The organism is Psychroflexus tropicus DSM 15496, from assembly GCF_000378765.1.
GTDB lineage: Bacteria > Bacteroidota > Bacteroidia > Flavobacteriales > Flavobacteriaceae > Psychroflexus > Psychroflexus tropicus.
The window spans coordinates 1-1,603 of sequence record NZ_KB905357.1; the positions used below are offsets into that span (position 1 = coordinate 1).

Here is a 1,603-nt window from a genome sequence, read left to right on the forward strand (position 1 = left end):
TTCAACGTACAATTTCCGTCAGTACGCACTAGATTTCCTTCTCCGTCTCGTTTAATTTAAAGCAAGTAGCAGAATATTAACTGCTTGTCCATCGACTACCCCTTTCGGGTTCGCCTTAGGTCCCGACTAACCCTCAGCTGATTAGCATAGCTGAGGAATCCTTGGTCTTTCGGTGTGCGGGTTTCTCGCCCGCATTATCGTTACTTATGCCTACATTTTCTTTTCTAAACACTCCAGCATACCTTACAGTACACCTTCTGCGCCGTTTAGAATGCTCCCCTACCTCTCACAGATCTAAATCTATGAAAGCATAGCTTCGGTAATATGCTTATGCCCGATTATTATCCATGCCGGACCGCTCGACTAGTGAGCTGTTACGCACTCTTTAAATGAATGGCTGCTTCCAAGCCAACATCCTAGCTGTCTAAGCAGTCTGACCGCGTTTATTCAACTTAGCATATATTTGGGGACCTTAGCTGATGCTCTGGGTTCTTTCCCTCTCGGACATGGACCTTAGCACCCATGCCCTCACTGATTAAAATCATTTTATTAGCATTCGGAGTTTGTCAGGAATTGGTAGGCGGTGAAGCCCCCGCATCCAATCAGTAGCTCTACCTCTATAAAACTATTTAATCGCTGCACCTAAATGCATTTCGGGGAGTACGAGCTATTTCCGAGTTTGATTGGCCTTTCACCCCTACCCTCAGGTCATCCCAAGACTTTTCAACGTCAACGGGTTCGGTCCTCCACTATGTGTTACCACAGCTTCAACCTGCCCAAGGGTAGATCACACGGTTTCGCGTCTACCACAGCTAACTTAATCGCCCTATTCAGACTCGCTTTCGCTACGGATCCATAACTGAATTATTTATCCTTGCTAACGGTGGTAACTCGTAGGCTCATTATGCAAAAGGCACGCCGTCATCCCCAACAAGTTGAGGACTCCGACCGCTTGTAAGCGTATGGTTTCAGGGTCTATTTCACTCCTTTATTCAAGGTTCTTTTCACCTTTCCCTCACGGTACTGGTTCACTATCGGTCTCTCAGTAGTATTTAGCCTTACCGGATGGTCCCGGCTGATTCATGCAAGGTTTCTCGTGCCCCGCACTACTCAGGATACTACTACTCAACATACACCTTACCCCTACAGGCCTGTCACCTTCTATGGGTATACTTTCCAAAATATTCGGGTTCAGTATATATCAAGATATCGTAGTCCTACTACCCCAATACTGCCGTAACAGTACTGGTTTGGGCTGTTTCACGTTCGCTCGCCGCTACTAGCAAAATCACTATTGTTTTCTCTTCCTCCGGCTAATTAGATGTTTCAGTTCACCGGGTTCGCTTCCTTTCGGATACTATACCTTCAGTATAGTGGGTTGCCCCATTCGGAAATCTGCGGATCAATTCATATGTGCTAATCCCCGCAGCTTATCGCAGCTTGTCACGTCCTTCGTCGCCTCTGAGAGCCTAGGCATCCCCCATACGCCCTTAATAAGCTTATCTATTCGATAATTATTTATTTTTCTTTTAAACTCTCTCTTTATTAAAAAAAGATCGCTCTTACTCTCGTATTCTTATATATTCTCAATATGTCAATGAAC

At 45.4% G+C, this 1,603-nt stretch carries 1 rRNA gene; it reads right to left on the reverse strand.

What is annotated here, in order from left to right:
* Positions 1 to 1,504: ribosomal RNA gene (locus F598_RS0114235) — 23S ribosomal RNA — on the reverse strand; the annotation flags it as partial.
* Between the last annotated feature and the right edge of the window lie 99 nt (positions 1,505 to 1,603).